We start from the raw sequence: 16,382 nt of genomic DNA on the forward strand, positions 1-16,382 counted from the left end.
TGGCCGCAGCGGGAGGTCGCGGCGGGCCCGGGCGATCAGATCGGGCGGGCTCCGGGCGTGCCGGCCTCGACCACCCAGGTCGAGAGCGTGGCCACGTCCGCGGTCGGCTCGGCGGTGGTGGTGACCCCCCGCAGCCAGCACCAGCAGTCGTGCTCGGTCAGCTCCAGCACGCCGTAGCCGTTGGCGCGTAGGTCCGCGAAGCGCACCTGCGGCAGACCGCCGATCGAGTCCGACACGATCGAGGCGAACTCTTGGGGGAACGTCGACGAGATCGCCCCGCCCACGAACTCCGCGCCGACGATCGGACCGTTCTCGGTCGCTTGGAGGTCGGCGACGCCGAACGCATGGATGTCACCGGTGACCACGATCAGGTTGCTGCCCGCCGCGGCCGCCGCGTCGAGGATCTGGCGGCGCTCGGCGTCGTAGCCGTCCCACTGGTCGAAGTTCAGCACCGCGCCCGCGATGGGTAGCCGGGCCATGACCGTCTGGTTGGCCAGCACGTCCCAGATCGTGGTCGAGGACCCGATGCCCTCGAGAAGCCACTCGCGCTGGTCTGTCCCGAGCATGGTCTGCGAGGGCGAGGTCTCGTCCCCGCAGGGGAGGCCGAAGGTGGGGCTCCCCGGTGCCGAGCACGCCTGGTCGGATCGGTGCTGGCGGCCGTCGAGGATGAAGAACGAGGCGAGCCGTCCCCAGTCGAGCTTGCGGTGCAGCTCGAGGGCAGGCCCCCGGGGAGGCTCGACCCGAACCGGATGGTGCTCGTAGAAGGCCTGGTAGGCCGCCGCCCGGCGCTGGTCGAACTCCTCGACGGGATCGGCGTTCTCGCTGGCCGAGCCCGCGTAGTCGTTTTCCACCTCGTGGTCGTCCCAGGTCACCACCCAAGGGCAAGCGGCGTGCGCGGCCTGGAGGTTCGCGTCGCTCTTGTAGAGCGCGTAGCGATTGCGGTAGTCGGCGAGCGAGCGCACCTCCGGGCCGTTGTGCTGTCGGACCGCCCGGTCGCTGACGCCACCTTCGTAGATGTAGTCGCCGAGGAACAGCACCAGGTCGAGCCGCTCGTCGATCAGGTGGGGGTACGCGGTGTAGAAGCCGGACTGCCAGCTCTGGCAGGAGGCGAAGCCCACCTTGAGGGATCCGCTGGCGGGCATCGCATCGGGCGCGGGCGCGGTGCGGGTGCGGCCTACCGGGCTGGTGAACGCACCGATGCGGAACCGGTACGTGTACCAGGTGTCGGGCTCGAGACCGGTCGCGTCGACGTGGATGCTGTGCCCGAAACCGGCTCGTGCGGTGGCCAGCCCTGCCGCCACCACCTCGTCGAACGAATCCTCCGCGGCCACCTCCCAGAGGACCTCGATGTCATCGTCGCCCATGCCTCCGCCCGTGAGCGGCTCGGGTGCGAGCCGGGTCCAGAGGATGACCGAGTGGGGGAGCGGGTCCCCGGAGGCCACTCCGAGGGTGAACGGCGAGGTGGTCAGCGATGCCGGCGCCGCGGGCACCGCCGCCGTGGGAGCAGTGGGGATCGGAGCCTGCACTCGGCTGCTGGTGTCTCGTGTGCATGCCATCGCGGCGCTCGCGACCACTGCCGCCAGGAAGGCGCGCCGCGACAGTCCCTGCTCCGGACCCTCCGTGCGCATGGGGGGATCGTAGGGCCTGACGGCTAGGCCTGCCGGGCTTGCTGGGTTCCGACCGTGAGCTCCCGGAACGGCACGTCCTTGTCGAGGCGCGGTTCGGAGGGAAGGCCGAGCACTCGCTCGCCGATGATGTTCTTCTGGATCTCGTCGCTGCCGCCGTAGATCGATACCGCGGGAGCGAAGAGGGTCATCTCGGTGATCATGCCGTTCAGCGGGGCATCCCCTCCGGCGAGCATCCCACCCGCGCCGACGATGCGCATGCCGAGGTCCCTCGACAGGCGGGTGATGCGGCTCATAGAGAGCTTGGCGGTGTTCGCCTCGGGCCCGGGCCCACGCCCGGCGGCCTTGGCGGCTTTCATCCGCAGGGTGGTGTAGCGGGCGATCTCGTTCATCGAGTACAGCCGCATGAGGTCCTGCCGGATGGTCGGGTCGCCGGCCACCCCACAACCCTTGGCAAGCTCGATCATCAGATCGCCGCCGCCGATCGGCCCACCGCCACCACCACCGCCACCGCCGCGGCGAGCGCTCACGAAGTCTCCCGCTCGCCGCTCGAGGAAGCCGGCCTTGCGGCCGGGCACCGCACCGCCGGCGGCGCCGCTGCCACCAGCGCCGAGGCCGGCTCGCTCGTTGGCCAGGGTGGTGTTGGCCACCGCCCAACCGTTGTTGAGTCCACCGATGAGGGCATCGTCGCCCACCCGGCAGTCGGTCATGAACACCTCGTTGAACAGGGCACGGCCGGTCATCTCCCGCAGCGGCCGTACGTCCATGCCGGGCTGGTCCATCTCGATGGCGAAGTAGCTGATGCCGCGGTGCTTGGGGACATCGGGATCGGTGCGGGCGAGGAGCATGCCCAGCTCGGCCCACTGCGCGCCGGAGGTCCAGACCTTCTGGCCATTGACGACCCACTCGTCCCCGTCGCGCACTGCTCTGGCCTGCAAGCCGGCGAGATCCGAGCCGGCGCCGGGCTCGCTGAAGAGCTGGCACCACATCTTGCGACCTTTGACGATGTCGGGCAGGTACCGGCGCTTCTGCTCGTCGGTGCCGTGGGCGATGATCGTCGGACCGGCCAGCAGCAGCCCGAGGCCGGCCGGACCGGCCAGCGCGCCGTAGTCCCGGAGCTCCCGGGACACCACGTTGGCCTCGTCGCGGCTCAGCCCCCGGCCGTACCACTCCACCGGCCAGGTCGGCGCGGCCCAACCGGCTTCGCCGAGGCGATCCCACCACTCGCCCACGGTCAGGTCGGGATCCCAGTTGGCGTCGAGCCAGGAGAGCAGTTCCCTGCGCAGGTCGGCGTAGCTGTCGGTCTCGGCTGCGGTGACGGTCACGGTCGGCCCCCTGCGTTCGATCCGAATGGTGGGGCCATTGGAACCGAACTTGACCGAGCGGTCAAGTTCATTCATCCCCCTCTGGCGAACCAGCAGGCCGAACGCGTGCTGGGGCACGCGTTCGGCCTGCTGGTTGGTGTGAGTGGGTGGCTTGCGGCCCCATCTTCCCGAACTGGCAGGTGAAACGCGTGCTGGGGCACGCGTTTCACCTGCCAGTTGGGGGTTGGAGAGCGGTGGGGGTGGCTAGTCCGAGACCATCACCAGGACGTGGTCGGGTTTGGTGGCAGCCGCTTCCAGTACCTCGTAGGCGTTCTCGGCCAGAGGGACCAGATCCTGGCGTCCTCGGAACAGCTCGCGATCGAGGGCCCGGAACCGCGCCAGGGCCGTCTCCACGTCGTCCTGTGAGAGCCAACCCTTGTGCCCCAGGCCGAGGTGAGGCCCGAGGGCTTCGAGTGCAGCCGGCCCGGCATGGGCGGCTGCCAGCAGCTGCAGCTCCCGCCCGAGCGCCAGCCGGCGGGCCTCGGACGGAGGCCAACCCAGGTCCGGCAACCGCCGCTTCAGCAGATCCGGGGCGTGAAAGGCGCGGCTGGGGGTGAGGTAGGGCGCCATCAGCACCCGGTACCACTCGACCACCTGGCTCTCCTCGAAGGAGGCCTCCCAGTCGTCCGGGCCGGCGACGCGCAGGCTGCCAACGTAGCCGTGGATGATGGGATCCTTGCTGTGCCAGATCTCCACCGCTCGGTCGCGGAGCCGGAGCAGGTCGTCCTGGCGGGAGGAGGGGCCACCCACGAGGTGGTCGAGCTCACGGTGCAGCTCGATGGGGTCGAGCATCCAGGCCCGGCTGAGGATCACCTCGCCATGTTGGCCGACCACGCTGCGTGGTAGGCGGATAGCACCAGCTTCGAGGGCTCACTGCGAGGGGAGCGCCAGGGCGTCGACGAGCGCGCCGACCACAGGCTGGATGGGGGGCGAAGGGGCCGCCTCGATGGACTCCAGTGTGCAGAACGCCTCCGTGCCCTCGGCTCTCCCCTGGAGGGTGATCAGCAGCGAGCACGTCGGCCCACTCTCGAAGCGCACGATCGTCTCGAGGATGCCGAGGTGGCGGTCGACGTAGCCGACGTGGCCGATCTGACCGGCGGCGTCGAAGAGCGCGGTGAACGCCTCGTCCGCAGGCGCGTGCAGGAAGATGGTGTCACCCGACGCGAGCTGCGCGTCGACGGCTCCCCGAGGTGCCTGCTGCTCGGCACCTGGTGCCGGTCGGGCAGCCGTGCCAGCGCCGGTCGGGGCAGGTTCGCCGGATGGGGGGGTGACGTCGAGGGTGACGTCGAGGGTGTCGGCGCCTGAGGCGGCCGCGGTGGCTCGCAGGATGGCGAAGGCTTCGGTCAGGCGAGCGGCTCGGGGAGTCGCCTCGGCGCCGGCGATGTCGGGGTGGTGTTCGCGCACCAGGCGGCGGTAGGCGGCCCGCGCCTCGGCCAGGGTGACGCCGGGCCTCAAGCCGAGAACGGCGAGCGCTTCTCGTGCGTCCACGAGATGACGGTAGCCAACGGGCGGTGGGCTGGCGGTGCCGGAAGGGTCAGCCTGGCCGCCTCATCTGGACCGCTCGGGTGGCGAGTTGCTGGCCGCCCGAGCCGACCGCCACCAGGACCACGGTGTGCGTCGCCCCGTCGCACGGCAGCCCGAGCTGATAGGTGCCGGAGGTGGGGGCAGGGGGCTCGGCCACGCTGCGCTGGTCGACCAGGAAGGCGACCGTGTCGGCAGAGGTCTCGTACGTGGCGGTGACCGCGGTGGTGCCTACGTCACAGTTGACGCTGGGCGGCATCTCGAAGCGGGTGATGAGCGATGCGGTCGCGGTCGGGGTGCTGGTGGGCGGGGAAGCCGCGACGGTCGTGATCGTGGCCGAGCCCGCGCCCGCTGTGCCGCGCAGCCCGTGGTCGCTCGTGGTCCCGCCGCCACATGCCGACAGCAGCAGGGAAGCCGACAGCACCGCGAGCACGAGGGGGCGCATCGGGTGCTCAGGCTAGGCCGATCGGCACCGGCGTAACGCAGCGGCATAGTCTCCGCCGCCGTGCTGCTCGATGCCGGCGATCGACTCGGTGACCCGCCTGCGCCAGAGGCGGTCGCGGTCGATGATCTCCTACGTCGCCGCACCTGGCGGGAGCTCGCCGATCGGGTGGCGCAGGTCGCGACCTGGCTGCGGGAGGATCAGGGTCTGCGTCCTGGTGACCATCTGGCGATGGTGATGGGCAATCGGGTGGAGTTCGTCGAGCTGGTTCTCGGTTCCCTGCTCGCCGGGGTGTGGCTCACCCCGATCAACTGGCACCTGACCGCCGATGAGGCCTCGTTCATCGTCGGCGACTGCGGAGCGCAGCTGGTCGTGGCCGATCCCGAGTTCGAGGCGATGGCGCGGGCGGCAGCAGGCGAGTGCCCGGTCGTGGTCGCGGGGGAGGAGCTCGACTCGGCGTTGGAGGCCCTCAGCCCGGTGGCGAACGGCGACCTCGATGCCGGCGGGCCAGCGGGCGGCAACATGTTCTACACCTCGGGCACCACCGGCCGGCCGAAGGGGGTCAAGCGCACGGCGCAGCCCACGGTGCGCCAGCAGCTGCGATCCCTGGCCCGTGGAGGTCGCGTGGTCGGGCTCGACGGTACCGGCCCCCACCTGGTCACCGGGCCGCTGTACCACGCCGCGCCGGTGGGGTTCGCGGTGATGGACCTGCTCAACGGCGCGCCCCTGGTGCTGATGCCCAGATGGGACCCGGCCACCGCTCTGCGGCTCATCGAGGAACGGTCGATCCGTCACACCCATGTCGTGCCCACCATGTTCGTGAGGTTGCTGCGCCTACCCGACGAGGTGCGCGAGCGCTTCGACCCCTCCTCGCTGTCGCTGGTGCTGCACGGCGCGGCCCCGATCGCCCCGAGCGTCAAGCGGCAGATGATCGAGTGGTGGGGGCCGGTGCTGGTGGAGTACTGGGGGGCGAGCGAAAGCGGGGTGGTCACGCTGGTGGACTCCGCGGACTGGCTGGCTCATCCCGGCACCGTCGGCCGTGCCATCCCGGCCTACGAGGTCTACGCAGGCGACCCGGAGGGCAACCCGCTCCCCGCAGGGACCGAGGGGACCTTGTGGTGCCGGAGCGCCGGCGGGACCCAGGTGTTCAGCTACCACAACGCACCGGACAAGACAGCCAGCGTGCACGCTGGCCCCGGCACGTACACCATCGGCGACATCGGCTACGTCGATGCCGACGGCTGGGTGTACCTCTCCGATCGTGCCGCGCACACGATCATCTCGGGAGGGGTGAACATCTATCCCGCCGAGGTCGAAGCGGTGCTGGTCGAACACCCCGCGGTGGTCGACGTGGCGGTGTTCGGGATCCCCCACGACGAGTGGGGAGAGGAGGTGAAGGCTGCCGTGGAGCTCGCGGACGGGATCACCCCCACACCGGAGCTGGAGACCGAGATCATCGCCTTCGCGAGGGAACGACTCGCTGGCTTCAAGGTGCCTCGCTCGATCGATTTCGAGCCAGAGCTGCCCCGACACCCCACCGGCAAGCTCTACGTCCGCCAGCTGCGCGACCGCTACTGGTCGGGTCGCGACCGCCGCATCTGAGGGCCTCCGGCGCGCGCCGGGAGCCAGCTCAGGTGTGGCAGTGGCCGTTGGAGGGCGGCGGCACGTCGAGCGCCGGGTTGCGATCGAAGAACCCGAAGGGAACGAGCAGGAAACCCGTGCACTCGACCGGCATCACCGGCCAGTCCTCGGGTCGCACGAGATGAGTGACGCCGAAGGTGTGCCACACGACGATGTCGGTGTCGGTGATGGGTCGGTCTGCGGCGGTCCAGCGCGGGAGCCCGTCACCCCCTGCCGACTGGTTGGCGTGATCTCCGGCCGCTCGCCGCTCGTCGGGGTGGTAGGGGGTGACCCAGAGGTTGTGCTTGGCGAACCCGGCCCGCCTCGCCACCCACGAGTCGTCGCCGGCAAGCATGGTCGGCGAGGACTGGGGGATGAGCTTGTAGCTCACAGGCAGTCCGAGGCGGTTCACGCGGCGCGGGTTCACGATGCGCCACGAGCGGCTGGTCGCCGGGTTCATCTCCCGCCGCGCCTGCAGCTCGGTCTCGAGCGTGGTGGCGACCGAGACGATGCCGTTGTGCCACTCGTTGCCCGGCCCCGGTGGCTGCGGCTCGGCGTTCACTTCGACCACCGAGTTCGTGAAGCCGTCGACGGCCATGTCGAGCCGGACGCAGAACAGGTGCTGGTGGTGTGGGGCAGCGAGCCCCGGTGCGATCAGGTTGGCGTTGCCGGGGTCGGCCCCCGGCGCGACCGCTTGGGGTTGGACGATGCCGGTCAGCTTGACCTCGAGCTGGATCGATCCGTCGAGGTAGAAGTACCAGTAGAACGCGTACTCGTAGTTCCCGACGGTGTAGATGGCGCTCACCACCAAGCGCCGCTGGCGGCGCACCTCGGTGCGGAACGAGTGCATGTCGTGGTGCTTCCAGAGGATGCTGTAGTCCTCTTCGTGCATGCAGATCGCGTTGGTGACGATGTTGACGTCGCCGCGTTCGGTCAGCATCGGGGCATCGAAGTAGTGGATCTCGCCGAGGCAGTCGCAGCCGAGCTCGAGCGAGTTGACCATGCGGCCCATGCCCCACTCGCCGGCGTCGAACGCGTTCTTCCACCGGTGCATCGGATCAGTGCTGCCGTAAGGGACGACCATCTCCGAAAGCGACGCCCGGTGGATGATCGGCCGGAGGCGCCCACCGTCCTCGTAGCCGATCTGGTGGAGCACCAGGCCTTCGATCGGGTCGAGGGTGACCCGGAACTGCCAGCGCTGCCAGCGGACCAGGTTCCCCTCCACCATGAAGCTCGGGCCTTCGGGTTGGGTGATCTCGATCGGCTTCAGATCGGTGCGCAGCGCGACCTGGTGCTCGGGGTAGTAGCTGCCGCTCTCCTCCGGGATGGGGACGACACCGAGGTCCTCGACGAACAGCACCTCGCCGGTGCCGAGGTCGACGTGGGCGAGCACGCCCTCGATTGGGTGGGCGTAGCCGTTGTCCTCGGGGTGCTCGCGCAGGTACGAGATCACCTTGGTGAGCCGCCGACCCTCCTCATGGGGGAGCCCGAAGGTCCCCGGCGGCCACGGATCGAGCTGCACCCGGTCGAAGTCGTCGATGCCGCGGCGGCGCATCGCGGCTTGCCAATCGGGGTGCCCCTTGACCGCCACGATGGCACCGAGCGCCTCCTCGAACAGGACAGGGGGACGCGCCGGCTCGATGACGTCGAGCGACTCGACCCGGCGGGCGGTGAGCGAGATGATGGCCTCCGCCAGCGCGCAGGGGCCGGCCACGGCGACGATCCGCACCCTGCGGGGCACCTGGCCGCCGGTCTCGAGGGTGGCGAGCTCCTCACGGGAGGGCTCCGAGAGCGAGGCGGACACGAAGAGGGGATCGGCCTCGCCGCGAGCCTCCCGGTAGAGGGCGGCGGCGGTCCGCAGCTCGTTGGGAGTGAGCGCCTCGAGCGGGTGGGTCATGGGCCGGGCACCTCCAGGAAGCCGGTCAGGGCCGCGATGAGCAGGGTTGGATCGGCGGCACCGCACAACTCGCGAGCTGAGTGCATCGCGAGCTGCGGGAGGCCCACGTCGACGGTCGGCACTCCGAGGCGGGCCGCGGTGATGGGGCCGATGGTCGAACCGCACGGCAGGTCCGTACGGGTGACGAACCGCTGGAGCGGCACGCCCGCGCGCTCGCAGGCCAGGGCGAACGCCGCTGTACCGGCCGCATCGGTGGCGTAGCGGACGTTGCTGTTGACCTTGAGCACCGGCCCGCCGTTGACCCGGATCTGGTGTTGGGGCTCGTGCCGATCCGGGTAGTTCGGATGGGTGGCGTGCGCGCCGTCGACCGATGCGCACATCGATCGGGCCAGCGAGCGATGGAAGGCCTCTCGTTCCCCACCAGCCGCGAGGCAGATGCGCTCGAGCACCGTGGGCAGCATCGTGCTGTCGGCGCCCCGGGCGGACTGGCTGCCGATTTCCTCGTGGTCGAACAGGCAGACGACGGGGACCGGCCCGGCACCGGTAGCAGGCGGGAGATCCTCCAGGGCGCGCAGCGCGGCGTAGCACGAGGCGAGGTTGTCGATCCGGGGGGCGCTGACCAGCTCTTCGTCGACACCGACCAGTGCCGACGGGCATAGGTCGTGAGCCATCAACTCCCAGCCGAGGATGTCGTCGGGACCGACACCGAGCTCATCGGCCAGGAAGCGCTGGAAGGTGCCCTCCCCGGTCGACCCGACGCCCCAGACGGGCGCGAGATGCTGCTGCGGGTCGAGCTTGAGACCGGTCTCGTTGACCCCGCGGTCGAGATGGATCGCCAGCTGCGGGATGCGCAGCAGCGGCCGGTCCACGCGCACGAGCTGCAGGTGCGCCCCGCCGGTGCCGTCGCGCAGCGCCACCCGGCCCGACAGCCCGAGGTCGCGGTCGAGCCAGGAGTTCAGCAGAGCGCCGCCGTAGACCTCGACACCGACCTGGCGGAAGCCGGCAGCACCCGTGTCGGGGTTCGGCTTGATGCGCAGGTTGGGGCTGTCGGTGTGGGCGCCGATGATGCGGAACCCCTCCTCGACGCGCCGGCTGTCGTCGCAGACCCAGGCGACGAGGGAACCGCCCCGGATGACGATGTGCCGGCCGGGACCGGGGGGCCAGGTCGCCGCCTCATCGAGCCGTTCGAAGCCGAGCTCGTGGAGCCGCCGGGTCGCGGCCTGCACCGCGTGGAAGGGTGATGGGGACTCGTCGATGAACTCGATGAGGCCCCGAGCTTCCCCAGAGCGGTCCGGCACGCCGCGGAGGTTACCCGCCGGCCCTGGGGCACCGCCCCGGTCTCGCCGAGCGGGGCCGAGCGGGGATCGTGCCGCGCCCCGGGAATGGCTGGGCCTTCGGCCTCCGTGTAGCATTCGGCACCCTTTCGCTGCCTGGCCAGCGTCGTCCAGGTGGATGCAGCGAAGCCCGTTCCCTGCGCGTGGCCCGCCACGCCTCGAGTCCGGAAGACGTATGCGTTCACAGCCACACGACCAGCCGGGGCGGCGAACCCCCCCAGGCACGCCACGATCCAGCCCGGAGCTGCCTCTGGCCCAGGGCCTCTATGACCCCCGCTTCGAGCACGACGCCTGCGGCGTCAACTTCGTGGTGCACATGAAGGGCCTGCGCAGCCACGAGATCGTGCAGATGGGCATCGGCGCGCTCTGCAACCTCCAGCACCGAGGGGCGTTGGGTGCCGAGGTGAACACCGGCGACGGCGCCGGCATCCTGCTGCAGGTCCCGGACCGCTTCTTCCGGGACGAGGTCGACTTCGACCTGCCCGCCGAGGGTCAGTACGCGACCGGCATGGCCTTCCTGCCCCGCGACCGGGACAAAGCCGACGAGGTGGCGAAGCAGATCGAGAAGATCGCGGCCAGCGAGGGATTACGGGTGCTCGGCTGGCGTGACGTGCCGCACGACGACTCGATGATCGGCGAGTCGGCCCGGGCGGTGGAGCCCACCTTCCGACAGGTGTTCCTCGCGGGAGACGACCTGCTCGACCTGGCGTTGGAGCGACGCGTCTACATCGTCCGCAAGCGCATCGAGCACGAGCTGGGGCCGGTCAACGGGGTGAGCGGCGCGTACTTCCCGAGCCTCTCGAGCCGCACGTTCGTCTACAAGGGCATGCTCACCACACCGCAGCTGCCCGAGTTCTTCCCCGATCTCACCGACGAGCGGGTCGAGTCCGCGCTGGCACTGGTGCACTCGCGCTTCTCGACCAACACCTTCCCGTCCTGGCCGCTCGCACACCCGTTCCGCTACATCGCCCACAACGGCGAGATCAACACCGTGCAGGGCAACCGGAACTGGATGCGGGCCCGGGAGGCGTTGCTGGCGAGCGATCTGCTCCCCGGCGAGCTGGATCGGATCTTCCCCATCTGCACGCCGGGGGCCAGCGATTCGGCCACCTTCGACGAGGCCCTCGAACTGCTCCACATGGGTGGGTACTCGCTGCCGCACGCGGTGCTCATGATGATTCCCGAGGCGTGGGAGCGGCACGAGTCGATGACGCCGGAGAAGAAGGCCTTCTACCGGTTCCACGCCTCGCTGATGGAGCCGTGGGACGGGCCGGCGTCGATCGCGTTCACCGACGGCACCGTGATCGGAGCGGTGCTCGATCGCAACGGCCTCCGGCCGTCGCGGTACTGGGTGACGAGCGACGACCTGGTGATCATGGCCTCCGAGGTGGGCGTGCTCGACGTGCCCCCCGAGCGGGTCGTCCAGAAGGGCCGCCTGCAGCCGGGCCGGATGTTCCTGGTGGACACCACCGCCGGGCGCATCATCGGCGACGCCGAGATCAAGGGCCAGCTCGCCGGAGCCAAGCCCTACCAGGCCTGGCTCGACGAGAACCTGGTCGAGCTCGACCTGCTGCCCCAGCGCTCTCATGCCCTGCCATCGCACGGCTCGGTGGTGGAGCGCCAGCAGACCTTCGGGTACACCTCCGAGGAGCTGCGGCTCATCATCGAGCCGATGGCTCGCACGGGTGCCGAGCCGATCGGCTCGATGGGGACCGACACCCCGCTGGCGGTGCTGTCGTCGCGTTCCCGGCTGCTCTACGACTACTTCCACCAGCTCTTCGCCCAGGTGACCAACCCACCGCTCGACGCCATCCGGGAAGAGCTGGTCACCGCCATCGGCGCCACCGTGGGGCCGGAGGGCAACCTGCTCGCACCCGGCCCGCGCTCGTGCCGGCAGATCTACCTGCCCCGGCCGGTCCTCGACAACGACGAGCTGGCCAAGATCAAAGCCATCCACACCTATCCCGGGCTGGACGACTTCCGGACCGTCGAGATCTCCTGCCTGTACCCGGTGGCGGAGGGTGGTTCCGGGCTACGGGCGGCGCTGGACCGCATCCGGCAGGAGGCCAGCGAGGCCATCGAGCAGGGGGCGACCATGCTCGTGCTGTCCGACCGGGGGTCGACGGCGAAGCTGGCGCCGATCCCCGCGCTGCTGGCCACGAGCGCGGTGCACCACCACCTGATCCGGGAGAAGAGCCGGACCCGAGCCGGGCTGGTGGTCGAGACCGGCGAGGCCCGCGAAGTGCACCACATGTGCCTGCTGATCGGCTACGGCGCGGCGGCCGTCAACCCCTACGTCGCGTTCGAGACCATCGAGGATCTGATCGCGGAGGGTCGCAGTGAGCTGAAGGACCCCAACACCGCCATCCGCAACTACATCAAGGCGTGCGGCAAGGGGATCCTGAAGGTGATGTCGAAGATGGGCATCTCCACGGTGGCCTCCTACACCGGGGCCCAGATCTTCGAGGCGATCGGGCTCGCGCACGACTTCGTGGACGAGTTCTTCACCGGCACGGTCAGCCGGCTGGGGGGCATCGGGCTCGAGGAACTGGCCGCGGAGGTGGAGGCCCGGCACCGGCTCGCGTACCCGAAGAACCCCACCGAGCGGGCCCACCGGACGCTCGAGGTGGGCGGTGAGTACCAGTGGCGTCGCGAGGGCGAGTACCACCTGTTCAACCCGGAGACGGTGTTCAAGCTTCAGCACGCCACTCGTACCCGCCGCTACGAGATCTTCAAGGAGTACACGAAGCTCGTCGACGACCAGGCACGCCGCCTGGCCACCCTGCGGGGGTTGTTCGAGTTCCGCGAAGGGGTGCGCGAGCCCGTGCCCCTCGACGAGGTCGAGCCGGTCTCGGAGATCGTGAAGCGGTTCAGCACCGGTGCGATGTCCTACGGCTCGATCTCGGCGGAGGCCCACGAGACCCTGGCCATCGCCATGAACCGGCTCGGGGCGCGCTCGAACACCGGGGAGGGCGGCGAGGACCCGGAGCGGTTCGTGCCGCTGCCCAATGGTGATTCGAAGCGCAGCGCGATCAAGCAGGTGGCCTCGGGGCGGTTCGGGGTGACCGCCGAGTACCTCACCAACGCGGATGACCTGCAGATCAAGATGGCTCAGGGAGCCAAGCCCGGGGAGGGTGGGCAGCTCCCGGGGCACAAGGTCTACCCGTGGATCGCCTCCACCCGGCATTCCACGCCGGGCGTGGGGCTCATCAGCCCGCCACCACACCACGACATCTACTCCATCGAGGACCTCGCCCAGCTCATCCACGACCTGAAGAACTCGAACCCGGCGGCCCGGGTGCACGTGAAGCTGGTGGCCGAGGTCGGGGTGGGCACGGTCGCGGCCGGGGTCTCGAAGGCGCATGCAGATGTGGTGCTCATCTCGGGGCACGACGGCGGCACCGGCGCAGCGCCGCTGACGTCGATCAAGCACGCCGGCGGGCCGTGGGAGCTCGGCCTGGCCGAGACCCAGCAGACTCTGCTGCTCAACAACCTGCGCGACCGCATCGTGGTGCAGGTCGACGGCCAGCTGAAGACCGGCCGCGACGTGGTGATCAGTGCGCTGCTCGGCGCCGAGGAGTACGGGTTCGCCACCGCGCCGTTGGTCGTGTCGGGTTGCGTCATGATGCGGGTCTGCCATCTCGACACCTGCCCGGTGGGGGTGGCGACGCAGAACCCCGAACTGCGCCGGCGGTTCAGCGGCAAGCCGGAGTTCGTCGTGAACTTCTTCGAGTTCATCGCCGAGGAGGTGCGCGAGCTGCTGGCCCGCCTCGGGTTCCGCAGCCTCGACGAGGCGATCGGCCACACCGAGGTCCTCGACACCCGCCGGGCGGTCGAACACTGGAAGGCCTCCGGTCTGGATCTCACACCCATCCTCACCATGCCCGCTCTGGCCGAGGGAGCGAGTCGCCGTCGGGTCCGGGAGCAGGACCACGGTCTCGAGCACGCGCTCGACAACGAACTGATCCACCTGGCGCAGCCCGCCCTCGAGCGAGGCGAGCCGGTCCGCATCGAGCTGCCCATCCGCAATGTGAACCGCACGGTGGGCACGATGCTCGGCCACGAGCTGACGAAGCGATACGGCGGGGCAGGCCTCCCGGACGACACCATCACGGTGCAGTTCACGGGCTCGGCCGGCCAGAGCTTCGGCGCGTTCGTGCCCCGGGGCATCACCTTGCGCCTCGATGGCGACGCGAACGATTACACGGGCAAAGGCCTCTCGGGCGGGCGCATCATCATCCGCCCACCGGCGGGCAGCCCGTTCGCCGCCGAGGAGAACATCATCGCCGGCAACGTGATCCTCTACGGGGCCACCGGGGGTGAGATGTTCCTGCGGGGCATGGTGGGGGAGCGGTTCTGCGTGCGCAACTCCGGAGCCACCGCGGTGGTGGAGGGCGTCGGCGATCACGGGTGTGAGTACATGACCGGCGGGCGGGTGGTGGTGCTGGGTCCCACCGGGCGCAACTTCGGCGCTGGCATGTCGGGTGGGATCGCCTACGTGCACGACGTCGACGGCACCTTCCCGGAGCGGCTGAACTACGAGATGGTCGACCTCGATCCCCTCGACGAGACCGATCGCGAGTGGTTGCGCGAGATCGTGCAGCGCCACCTGGACGAGACGGGCTCGGTGGTCGCGGCACGGCTGCTCGACAGCTGGCACACCTGGGTGGAGCAGTTCCGCAAGGTCATGCCGAAGGACTACAAGCGGGTGCTGGAGGCGCAGCGCCGGGCCGAGGAGCAGGGAGAGGACGTGCTCGAAGCGATCATGGCGGCCGCTCATGGGTGACGTGACGGGGTTCCTCAAGCACCGGCGGGAGACACCGGCCCGCCGCGAGGTGCCGGTGCGCCTGCGCGACTGGCGAGAGGTCTACGAGCCGTTCCCCATCGTCAAGATCCGCACCCAGGCCAGCCGCTGCATGGACTGTGGCATCCCGTTCTGCAACAACGGGTGCCCGCTGGGCAACCTCATCCCCGATTGGAACGATCTGGTCTACCGCGATCACTGGCGGGAGGCGATCGACCGGCTGCATGCCACGAACAACTTCCCCGAGTTCACCGGGAGGCTCTGCCCTGCGCCCTGCGAGGCGGCGTGCGTGCTCGGCATCAACCAGGACCCGGTGACGATCAAGCAGGTGGAGGTCGAGATCATCGAGCGGGCCTGGTCCGAGGGCTGGGTGCAGCCCCTCCCCGCCGAGGAGAAGACCGGCCGCCGGGTGGCGGTGGTGGGCTCGGGGCCCGCAGGCCTGGCGGCCGCGCAGCAGCTCACCCGGGCCGGCCACGAGGTCGTGGTGTTCGAGCGGGCGGACCGCCCCGGTGGGTTGCTGCGCTACGGCATCCCCGAGTTCAAGATGGAGAAGCGCTTCCTGGATCGGCGGCTGGCCCAGATGGAGGCGGAGGGCACCGAGTTCCGCTGCAACGTCAACGTCGGAGTCGATCTGACCGTCGAGCAGCTTCTCGCCGACTTCGACGCCATCGTGCTGGCCGGCGGCGCGACGGCGTGGCGTGACCTGCCGATCCCCGGGCGGGAGCTCGACGGCATCCACCAGGCGATGGAGTACCTGCCGCTGGCCAACCGGGTGCAGCAAGGTGATCTGGACGAGCCTCCGATCACCGCGGCGGGCAAGCGCGTGGTGATCATCGGCGGTGGCGACACCGGCGCCGACTGCTTGGGCACCGCGCACCGGCAGGGGGCAACAGTCGTCCACCAGTTCGAGATCATGCCCCGGCCACCGGACCAGCGGGACCCGAGCACGCCGTGGCCTACGTGGCCGCTGATGTTCCGCACCTCCTCGGCCCACGAGGAGGGCGGCGAGAGGGTGTTCTCGGTGAACACCCTCGAGTTCCTCGGGGACGACCAAGGCCGGGTGCGGGCGCTGAGAGCGGTCGAGGTCGAGAGCCGGGTCGTCGACGGCCGCCCCACCTTCGAACCCGTCGAGGGCACCGAGTTCGAGTTGCCCTGCGAGCTGGTGCTCCTGGCGATGGGCTTCGTGGGGCCGGAGCGGGCGGGCCTGCTCGATCAGCTGGGTGTGGAGCTCGACGGGCGGGGCAACGTGGCCCGAGACGGCCAGTGGTCGACCTCGGTCGACGGGGTGTTCGTGTGCGGCGACATGGGTCGGGGGCAGAGCCTGATCGTCTGGGCCATCGCCGAGGGTCGCTCATGCGCCGCAGCGGTGGACCGCTACCTGACGGGCGAGACGCTTCTCCCCACGCCGATCGAACCGAACTCAGCCCCGTTGCGCTGATCGGGCGCGTGACCGGCCTCTGCCGCGAGTCAGTCAGTTCGACGTGCCGATGAAGCTGGCCACGCTGAAGAAGACGTTCAGCACGAACAGGATGGCGGCGAGCCCGGTGGCGATGCTCCCGATGATGACGCCGGCCAACGCCAGACCATCGCCGGTGAGCGTGCCACCCGACTCGCGGATGCGCTTGCGGGCGGTGATCCCGAGGGGGATGGCGGTGATGGTGCCCGCCAACCCGATCCAGCAGCAGACGAGCAGGGCACCGACGATCGACAGCACGAACGACCAGATCGCCATCGGCTCGGTACGAGGTGCTTGGGGGCCCGAGACGTAGTACGGA

The 16,382-nt window shown here is 70.0% G+C and carries 11 protein-coding genes; 3 read left to right on the forward strand and 8 right to left on the reverse strand.

Going from position 1 to position 16,382, the window contains the following annotated elements; translation table 11 throughout:
• Nucleotides 1-35: 35 nt before the first annotated feature.
• The 5 genes from HZF19_RS11185 to HZF19_RS11205 form a co-directional block, all read right to left on the reverse strand.
• A complete protein-coding gene (locus tag HZF19_RS11185) occupies nucleotides 36-1,628 on the reverse strand; it encodes an alkaline phosphatase D family protein (protein WP_208028865.1) in 1,593 nt (530 codons plus the stop codon).
• 23 nt (nucleotides 1,629-1,651) lie between these two features.
• On the reverse strand, nucleotides 1,652-2,950 hold the full coding sequence (locus tag HZF19_RS11190) for an acyl-CoA dehydrogenase family protein (protein WP_307781209.1): 1,299 nt from the start codon (nucleotides 2,948-2,950) through the stop codon (nucleotides 1,652-1,654).
• 243 nt (nucleotides 2,951-3,193) lie between these two features.
• A complete protein-coding gene (locus HZF19_RS11195) occupies nucleotides 3,194-3,802 on the reverse strand; it encodes a hypothetical protein (RefSeq protein ID WP_208028867.1) in 609 nt (202 codons plus the stop codon).
• Nucleotides 3,803-3,859: 57 nt separating this feature from the next.
• Nucleotides 3,860-4,477 (reverse strand): J domain-containing protein, encoded by a 618-nt coding sequence (locus HZF19_RS11200; RefSeq protein WP_208028868.1) that lies wholly within the window; start codon nucleotides 4,475-4,477, stop codon nucleotides 3,860-3,862.
• Between the two features lie 46 nt (nucleotides 4,478-4,523).
• Nucleotides 4,524-4,955, reverse strand: coding sequence for a hypothetical protein (locus HZF19_RS11205; RefSeq protein ID WP_208028869.1), 432 nt, complete (start codon nucleotides 4,953-4,955; stop codon nucleotides 4,524-4,526).
• A gap of 60 nt (nucleotides 4,956-5,015) precedes the next feature.
• On the opposite strand from HZF19_RS11205, the gene HZF19_RS11210 reads away from it, so the two are divergent.
• Nucleotides 5,016-6,554: an AMP-binding protein gene (locus HZF19_RS11210; RefSeq protein WP_208028870.1), complete on the forward strand. Its 1,539-nt coding sequence runs from the start codon at nucleotides 5,016-5,018 to the stop codon at nucleotides 6,552-6,554.
• Nucleotides 6,555-6,582: 28 nt separating this feature from the next.
• On the opposite strand, the gene HZF19_RS11215 is transcribed toward HZF19_RS11210, so the two are convergent.
• A complete protein-coding gene (locus HZF19_RS11215) occupies nucleotides 6,583-8,469 on the reverse strand; it encodes a primary-amine oxidase (protein WP_208028871.1) in 1,887 nt (628 codons plus the stop codon).
• Nucleotides 8,466-9,767, reverse strand: a complete 1,302-nt coding sequence (locus tag HZF19_RS11220) for a M18 family aminopeptidase (protein WP_307781210.1) — start codon at nucleotides 9,765-9,767, stop codon at nucleotides 8,466-8,468. Before HZF19_RS11220 ends, HZF19_RS11215 begins: the two co-directional genes overlap by 4 nt.
• Before the next feature lie 211 nt (nucleotides 9,768-9,978).
• On the opposite strand from HZF19_RS11220, the gene gltB reads away from it, so the two are divergent.
• The gene (gltB, locus tag HZF19_RS11225) at nucleotides 9,979-14,589 is read left to right on the forward strand and encodes a glutamate synthase large subunit (RefSeq protein ID WP_208028873.1); all 4,611 of its coding nucleotides are present in this window, start codon (nucleotides 9,979-9,981) and stop codon (nucleotides 14,587-14,589) included.
• The gene (locus HZF19_RS11230; RefSeq protein WP_208028874.1) at nucleotides 14,582-16,045 is read left to right on the forward strand and encodes a glutamate synthase subunit beta; all 1,464 of its coding nucleotides are present in this window, start codon (nucleotides 14,582-14,584) and stop codon (nucleotides 16,043-16,045) included. Before gltB ends, HZF19_RS11230 begins: the two co-directional genes overlap by 8 nt.
• Before the next feature lie 33 nt (nucleotides 16,046-16,078).
• Here the strand turns inward: HZF19_RS11230 and HZF19_RS11235 are convergent, their stop codons facing one another.
• On the reverse strand, nucleotides 16,079-16,339 hold the full coding sequence (locus HZF19_RS11235; RefSeq protein WP_208028875.1) for a DUF4190 domain-containing protein: 261 nt from the start codon (nucleotides 16,337-16,339) through the stop codon (nucleotides 16,079-16,081).
• Nucleotides 16,340-16,382 lie beyond the last annotated feature (43 nt).

The sequence above is a fragment of the Rhabdothermincola sediminis genome (genome assembly GCF_014805525.1).
In the GTDB taxonomy this organism is placed as follows: Bacteria; Actinomycetota; Acidimicrobiia; order Acidimicrobiales; family Acidimicrobilacustridaceae; genus Rhabdothermincola; species Rhabdothermincola sediminis.

What these genes read in the sequence shown, in the direction of transcription:
- HZF19_RS11205 (WP_208028869.1), bottom strand. Translation starts at nt 4,955, where the DNA reads ATGCGCCCCCTCGTGCTCGCGGTGCTGTCGGCTTCCCTGCTGCTGTCG.
- HZF19_RS11185 (WP_208028865.1), bottom strand. Translation starts at nt 1,628, where the DNA reads ATGCGCACGGAGGGTCCGGAGCAGGGACTGTCGCGGCGCGCCTTCCTG.
- HZF19_RS11235 (WP_208028875.1), bottom strand. Translation starts at nt 16,339, where the DNA reads ATGGCGATCTGGTCGTTCGTGCTGTCGATCGTCGGTGCCCTGCTCGTC.
- HZF19_RS11230 (WP_208028874.1), top strand. Translation starts at nt 14,582, where the DNA reads ATGGGTGACGTGACGGGGTTCCTCAAGCACCGGCGGGAGACACCGGCC.
- HZF19_RS11215 (WP_208028871.1), bottom strand. Translation starts at nt 8,469, where the DNA reads ATGACCCACCCGCTCGAGGCGCTCACTCCCAACGAGCTGCGGACCGCC.
- gltB (WP_208028873.1), top strand. Translation starts at nt 9,979, where the DNA reads ATGCGTTCACAGCCACACGACCAGCCGGGGCGGCGAACCCCCCCAGGC.